Origin of the sequence: Maricaulis sp. (assembly GCF_030149425.1) — a bacterium.
Lineage (GTDB): Bacteria > Pseudomonadota > Alphaproteobacteria > Caulobacterales > Maricaulaceae > Maricaulis.
Map to the genome: position 1 here is coordinate 39,884 of NZ_JASBRQ010000086.1, position 6,769 is coordinate 46,652.

Here is a 6,769-nt window from a genome sequence, read left to right on the forward strand (position 1 = left end):
AACAAAAAAGGGCGGCCCCGGCAGGCCGCCCTTTTCGCAAATAACGGGATGCAGGCGTCAGGCTGCGTCGAGATCGTTCTGGAAACTGCCGAGCTCGGTCTGCAGCCGGCTGGCATTCTCGTTCATCTCGACAGCCGCCTGGGTGAACTCCTTGGCGGTTTCGCCGGAGCGGGAGACGGTCTCATTGACCTCTTCCATGGTCCGGGTGACTTCCGTCGTCGCCGAGGCAGCCTGTTCAGCCAGCTGGGCGATTTCGCGGGTCGCCTCGTTTTGCTGACCGAAGGCATCGCGGACGCTGTCGGAGGATTTGCGCAGCTCGGCTATGATCTCGGCAATGCGGCCGAGCGAGCTGGCAGCACCACCGGATGCGCCACGCATGGCCTCGATGCGGCCGGCAATATCGTTGGAGGCATTGGTGGTCTGTTCCGCCAGCGCCTTCACTTCCGAAGCCACGACGGCAAAGCCCTTGCCTGCTTCACCGGCACGCGCCGCCTCAATGGTTGCGTTGAGCGCCAGCAGATTGGTCTGCTCGGCGACATCGGCCACCATCTGCATGATGTCCTCAATCTCTTTGGCCGCGGTCTGCAGGTCGTCGATCGAGCGACCTGCGCCTTCGGCTTCCGCCACAGCACGTTCGGAAACCTCGTCGGAGTTCTCCAGGATGCGGGCGACTTCGGCGATGGAGGCGGAGAGCTCCTGGGCCGCAGCGGCCACCGACTGGACGTCTGAATTAGTTTGCGAGGCGCGCTTGGAGGCGGTGTCAGCACCCTGGCTGGTCACCTGGGAATTGGTGTTCAGCTCGCTGGCGAGACCGTCGACCTTCGTCGCCGACTTGGAGACGGCAACGGCGACCCGGCGCAGGTTGAGCTCGAAGTCCGATGCCATGTCCGCGATCTCCTCGCGACGGCGTACGGCTTCTTCCTCGGCCTTTTTGATTTCCTCGGCTGCAGCCTGGGCGTTGGCTTCAGCCTGCTTGGCCTCATTGGTCGCCTCGCTGGCGTCATCAAGCGCCTTGGCGGTCTGATAGGTCATCCAGATCAGCGCGGCGGACTGGGCCACCACGACGACGGCGTGGAAGACAACGCGCAGAAAATCCGCGCCATAGGGGAAGACCGCATAGGGCAGAAGGAAGTTGAGCGAGAGGTGATGCACAGCAGTGACGGCAGCGGCCGCAATAATGGCGCGCCAGTCAATCATGATCGCAGCGACCGAAAGACCGGCGAAGAAGATCATGTGCATGTCGAGCTGCCAATTGGTGCCGCTCGCCATATAGGTCATGACCGCCGGGAAGGCGACGACGGCGCCGGCCGTGGTCATGCGCGAGATTTGCGTGTTCGGATTGGTCTTCCAGGCGAAGAAGGCGGCTGCCGCGGCGATGCCGAGCAGCACGGTTCCCGGTATGACTTTGTCGGACGCGGCGAAGAAGGCCACGATCGGGTAAAGGGCGGCGCCACCCATGATGACAAAGGTCAGCACCTTTTGCGCTTCCGCGCGCAGACTATCTAGCCGGTTCATATTGAAGTCCCGTTATTTGTGGAGCCGGCCTCGAGCAGGGCCGGTGTCGAGCCGATGAGCATGCATCCGCCCAGGGCCTGGGGGTGGAGCAGGAACCAGGCGCCCTGCTCGCGCAGCGCATTGAGCGCCTCGCGGTCATCGAATTCGACAATGCCGATATTGGAGAATGCACCAAAGCGAACGACGGAGAGGTCGGCCTGCGAGGCGGCAACCATGATGTCGCGGTGGGTCCAGCCCGGAGGGAAGACAGCCGCGGCCTGATCGCCGGTGACCGGTTCGGCCAAGCCCAGAAGCGGCGCGCTGACGACAGCGAGCCCAACTACGACCGCCGGGGCGATCTGTCCGAGTGTTTGACCTTCTTTGCGCACACGTTTCTCCCGTTGTGTCACGCAACGGAAGAAGCCATTGATATGCTTAATAGGTGCTTTCAGCGTATATCATATTACCTGGCTCGAGACTGCATATATGCATGTCAGGCGCGCCTGATCTGAAATCAGACAATCATTCGGCTTTTAACATCAAGCACTTGTTCTGGGTGACGGGTTTCCACACACGCCCGCATTGCATTGAAGCTGCTCTCTTCAGCCCAGTTGTTTTTCTCCCCGCAAGCCTGGCGGGCATCCTCGGATGGCCACATGGCATAGGAGACATAATCGCCATTGGGATCGACCTGCAGGTTGGCGCCATAGGATCCGCATCGCTCGTGAATGAGGCGGGTCGCCTCGCTCCAGGCGGTTTCGAACTCGGCCTCGCGGCCTTTCTTGATGGTCCAGCGATAAAGCACGGCAGAGGTCATGATGTGTCCCTTTCCTGTCAGCAGTGGCTTGCTTCACGCCTTTATTTGGGGCGCTCCGCACACGGGCACAAGATGCAATTAGGAATTATTCGCAGTAAAATGCATGTTCGCTCCGGGCCTTGGCGAGGCGGCCTTCTGCATTGATTGCAATTTATGGACTCCAATTAACACCGCGCTACCTGTGATCGACGTGATGCTTTGAGTGGCAGGCGTCTGATCGGTAAAACTCGACTAGAGTTTGTTTCGATTGCCGAGATTATATGCCGGTTGTTTTCGACATGACGCCCGAAGAGGGCATTCTCCACCTGCGGTTTGAAGGTGAGCTTTCAACCAAGGAGATCGTCGGGACGGCGGAAGTAGGCGGAGCTTATCTGCGGGGTACGGGGCGTTATTTCGCGATCATTGATGCCACGGCCCAGGCCATTACGGCGGATCAGCACAAGACCGTGGTCTACTGGACTGGCGGGCTGCGTCAGATCCCCGAGGGCTGCCGCATCGCCTATATTCCGCCCCTGAAAGTAACGGCCGAACGGGCCCGCCTGATCCGCGATGTTGCCGCTCGGTGCGGCCAGCTCATGCGCTTTTTCGACTGTTATGACGCCGCCTATGAATGGATCCGCTTCGAACACGACCGCCCTGGCGAGGCGGCGGCGGAGTAGGCGCTAGGCCTCACCCGCCAGGCGCTGTTTGCGCAGTTCGCTGGCGCGGACCTTCTTGCTTTCCGAGCGCAATTGGCCGCAGGCGGCGAAGATGTCGCGGCCTCGCGGGGTGCGGATCGGGGAGGCGTAGCCGGCGCGGTTGACGACGTCGGCGAAAGCTTCGATCTGGTCCCAGTCGGAGCACTCATAGGGGCTGTCCGGCCAGGGGTTGAACGGGATCAGGTTGATCTTGGCCGGCACGCCCTTGAGCAGTTTCACCAGCGCCCGCGCTTCCGCCAGGCTGTCATTGACGCCCTTGAGCATGACGTATTCGAAGGTCACGCGCTTGGAATTGCCCAGGCCGGGATACTGGCGGATCGCATCCATCAGTTCGGCCAGCGGGTATTTCTTGTTCAGCGGCACCAGCTCGTCGCGCAAATCGTCATTGGTCGCGTGCAGCGAGATCGCCAGCATGGTGCCGGTGCGCTCGCCGAGCTCCTTGATCTTGGGCACGACACCGGAGGTCGACACCGTGGTGCGGCGGCGGCCAATGGCCATGCCGTCACCGTCGGAGATCGTGTCGATCGCGTCAGAGACATGGTCGAGATTGTAGAGCGGCTCACCCATGCCCATGAAGACGATATTGGTGATCTTGCGGTTCTCGTTCGAGGTCGGCCATTCCTGCAGATCATCGCGTGCGATCATCACCTGGGCGGCAATCTCGGCGGCGGTCAGATTGCGCACCAGGGCCTGGGTGCCGGTATGGCAGAAGGTGCAGTTGAGCGTACAGCCGACCTGGCTCGACACACACAGGGCGCCGGACTTGGCAACGTCGGGAATGAAGACCGTCTCGCACTCAACACCCGGAGACAGCTCGATCAGGTATTTGCGGGTACCGTCGACCGAGACCAGGCGCTCGACAATCTTAGGCCGGCTCAAGGTGAAACGGTCCGCCATCTTGGCGCGCAGGTCCTTGGAGATATTGGTCATCTCGTCAAAGGAGGTGGCGCCCTGGTGATAGATCCAGCGCCAGAGCTGCTCGGCGCGCATCTTGGCCTTCTTTTCATCCACGCCGATCTCGATCGCGGCATCGCGCAATTGCGCCCGCGTCATGCCCGCCAGCGAGGGGGGCAGATGCGGCTGCGAACCGTCAAGACGCGGCGCATTGGGATTGGCGGCAGAGATGTTGAGCGCGTGGTTCATGGAACGCGGGACCTGTCGTGTTTCAAGGAGGCGCGGGCTGTATCACAGATCGTGTGGAAAACCGAATCTTCAAGGCTGGTTTTCCTTGCGCCTCCGGCGAGCACCCCATCCGGCCCGCTGCTGCGCAGCGCGCCTCCTTCCCCATCAAGGGGAAGGAGGTAGAGCCAATCGCCCTCCTCGCCCTTGATGGGCGAGGTCCCGCGCAGCGGGGGAGTGGGTGCGCGCCGAAGGCGCAAAAATTAGCTACACAGCGCCTCGACACGCTGCAGGGCTGCCGTCACGCCGCGCAGGGAGAATTCATAGGAGGTCGCCGTGCCTTCTGCGGAAGTGGCTTCAACGCGCATGGTCGAGCCGCGGCGCATGGAGCGGACCAGGCGGGGTTCGTCTTCCAGATCGTCCATGAAACCCTCGCGCTCATCCACAAACATGGAATAGCGGTTGGAGCCGATGCGCACCCGCGGCGGGCTGGAAGGGCGCAGATCATAGCCGACCAGAAGGTTGGGCTGTTCTTCTACGCTGCCCGATTGCCAGGTGGCGACGATGAAATAGACGCTGCCATGCTCATGCGAACGCGGCGCGCTGTCGGCCGGGCGGCCCAGCGCATAACAGACCCGGCCGGCATCGGTTTCGCGGGTGAAGACGCGCCAGTCGGTATATTCGCCGCGGAATTGCGGGTCAGACTGGGCCGAGGCAGCGGCGGGCAGTAAAGTGAAACAGGTCAGGGCGGCAAGCAGCGCGGAAAGACGCATGGGGGCAACATCCTCGTCGAGCGTAAGAGCGGACCGGGTAAAGCGAAACGGTGTGGCCGTTTGATGGCCATGGTTAACCAGACCCTACCGCCAGCAGGTTTCCGCGGTGTTACCGGTGCGAGCCGAATTTCTTCCAGTCATCCGGCTTGGCCGGTTTCGGCCCGCCCGGCATCAGCGGCCGGTCCGGATGATTGCCCAATGACAGGGTGCGGTCATACAGCGTCACGGCGCAGGCGACGGAGACATTGACGCAGAATTTGGTCGGGATTTTCACGATATGGGCGCAGCGCGCCTGCATCTCTTCGGTCAGCGAACCGCGTTCGCGCCCGAACACATAGGCGGCGTTGAGCGGATGCCGGAAGGAGGGCAGATCAACCGCGTCATCGGTTAGTTCGATACCCACGAGCTGGCATTGCGCCGGCAGCACCATGGCATCGAGATCCGGCCATTCATAATAGGGCAGGTGCGTCACCGATTTGGACGTGTCGGCATCGAAGACGTCACGGGTATTGTGATGGGCGTCGACGGAGAAGGCGAAACTGGCGCCAAAAGCATGCGCCGTGCGCAGGATGGCGCCCAGATTCATGGCCTTGGAAATGCCCTCGGCCCCGACAGCGAAATAACCACGCATAGCTTTACCCTAGTTGACCGCGACGATGACCGGCTTGCCGGCCTGGACGACGGCCCGCTTCATGCCTGGTGAGTTGAACGGGTGGGCGACATTGCCGGCGCGATCAACGGCAATGATACCGCCTTCGCCGCCCAGTCCGCCGACCGCGCCGAGTGCGGCATCGGTGGCCTCGTCCAGCGCCATGCCGCCATAAGCCATGCGGGCGGCCAGGTCGCGCGCCGTGGCCGTGCGCAGGAAAAACTCGCCCTGTCCGGTGCAGGAAACGGCCACCTGGTCATCGGCCCAGGTGCCCGCGCCGATGATCGGGCAATCGCCGACCCGGCCTTCCATCTTGTTGAGCGTGCCCCCGGTCGAGGTGCCGGCGACGAGTTCACCATGGGTGTCGAGGGCGACGCAGCCCACGGTACCGGTCGGGATCTCGCGGTCATCCGGCGCTGCGGCCGGGGTGTAGTAATCATTGACGCTGTCGACGCGCTGGAATTCCTTCAGCGCGGCAAACTCGCAGGCCCCGTGGCCGGCGAGCATGACATGCGGAGTGTCTTGCATGACCGCGCGGGCGACCCCGATCGGGCTGATGAAGCCGGTCAGGGCGGCAATCGAGCCGGCTTTGCGGCTGGGGCCGTGCATGATGGCAGCATCGAGCTCATAGCGTCCGGCCCGGTTGGGCGAGGCCCCTTTGCCGGCGACATAGAGGCCGGAGGCTTCCAGGTCGGCGATGACGTCGCAGACAATATCCATGGCGTGATCACCCGCGGCCAGCCGACCTTCCGCGCGCTCGGCCAGATGGCGCATATGCTCGCGCTCGGCGCTGTAATCATGGTCAGCAAGCACGCCGGCTCCGCCGTGCAGGATCAGGGCATAGGTCTGGCTCATGAGCGTCTCTCCGCGCTGGGGCTCATGCCTCCTCTAGCACCGCCTTGCGGGTGCGCGAAGACGCTTTTCCACCCGCCTGCGCCGAGCTGTCGCATTTAACCCTTAGCGGATTGTGGTTATTGTCCGGGCAGCTACGGTATCAGTGCTGTCGTGGCGGGCAGTGTGTGCCGTAACCGACATTCCAGTCCCCCGACGACGCACACTCCCCCAAGGATGCGTCGAACGCGCCGCCTGTCCTGATCAGGCGGCGCGTTTTCTTTTCTCCCGTCTCAGGCTATGTCGCTGGGCATACGGTTATCAATCCAGGGGAGAACCAATGAAACTCGACAATTCCATCTCCGCGGTCGTTACGGGCGGTGCATCC

The 6,769-nt window shown here is 62.5% G+C and carries 8 protein-coding genes; 1 reads left to right on the forward strand and 7 read right to left on the reverse strand.

Features of this window, described 5'->3' with window-relative positions; translation table 11 throughout:
* Window positions 1–57: 57 nt before the first annotated feature.
* The 3 genes from Q1V57_RS15065 to Q1V57_RS15075 form a co-directional block, all read right to left on the reverse strand.
* On the reverse strand, window positions 58–1,515 hold the full coding sequence (locus Q1V57_RS15065; protein ID WP_300532474.1) for a methyl-accepting chemotaxis protein: 1,458 nt from the start codon (window positions 1,513–1,515) through the stop codon (window positions 58–60).
* On the reverse strand, window positions 1,512–1,883 hold the full coding sequence (locus tag Q1V57_RS15070; protein ID WP_300532475.1) for a hypothetical protein: 372 nt from the start codon (window positions 1,881–1,883) through the stop codon (window positions 1,512–1,514). The genes Q1V57_RS15065 and Q1V57_RS15070 overlap by 4 nt, the downstream gene beginning before the upstream one ends.
* 125 nt (window positions 1,884–2,008) lie before the next feature.
* Window positions 2,009–2,311: an antibiotic biosynthesis monooxygenase gene (locus tag Q1V57_RS15075; RefSeq protein WP_300532477.1), complete on the reverse strand. Its 303-nt coding sequence runs from the start codon at window positions 2,309–2,311 to the stop codon at window positions 2,009–2,011.
* A gap of 260 nt (window positions 2,312–2,571) precedes the next feature.
* Between Q1V57_RS15075 and Q1V57_RS15080 the strand changes: the two genes are divergently transcribed.
* Window positions 2,572–2,970 (forward strand): hypothetical protein, encoded by a 399-nt coding sequence (locus Q1V57_RS15080; RefSeq protein ID WP_300532479.1) that lies wholly within the window; start codon window positions 2,572–2,574, stop codon window positions 2,968–2,970.
* 3 nt (window positions 2,971–2,973) lie between these two features.
* Here Q1V57_RS15080 and rlmN read toward each other — a convergent pair whose 3' ends face one another.
* The 4 genes from rlmN to Q1V57_RS15100 form a co-directional block, all read right to left on the reverse strand.
* Entirely contained in the window at window positions 2,974–4,152 is a 1,179-nt protein-coding gene (gene rlmN / locus Q1V57_RS15085) for a 23S rRNA (adenine(2503)-C(2))-methyltransferase RlmN (protein WP_300532480.1), read from the reverse strand.
* Window positions 4,153–4,391: 239 nt separating this feature from the next.
* On the reverse strand, window positions 4,392–4,901 hold the full coding sequence (locus tag Q1V57_RS15090; RefSeq protein WP_300532482.1) for an invasion associated locus B family protein: 510 nt from the start codon (window positions 4,899–4,901) through the stop codon (window positions 4,392–4,394).
* A 109-nt stretch (window positions 4,902–5,010) separates the two neighbouring features.
* Window positions 5,011–5,532 (reverse strand): RNA methyltransferase, encoded by a 522-nt coding sequence (locus Q1V57_RS15095; protein ID WP_300532484.1) that lies wholly within the window; start codon window positions 5,530–5,532, stop codon window positions 5,011–5,013.
* A 9-nt stretch (window positions 5,533–5,541) separates the two neighbouring features.
* Window positions 5,542–6,405, reverse strand: coding sequence for an isoaspartyl peptidase/L-asparaginase (locus Q1V57_RS15100; protein WP_300532486.1), 864 nt, complete (start codon window positions 6,403–6,405; stop codon window positions 5,542–5,544).
* Between the last annotated feature and the right edge of the window lie 364 nt (window positions 6,406–6,769).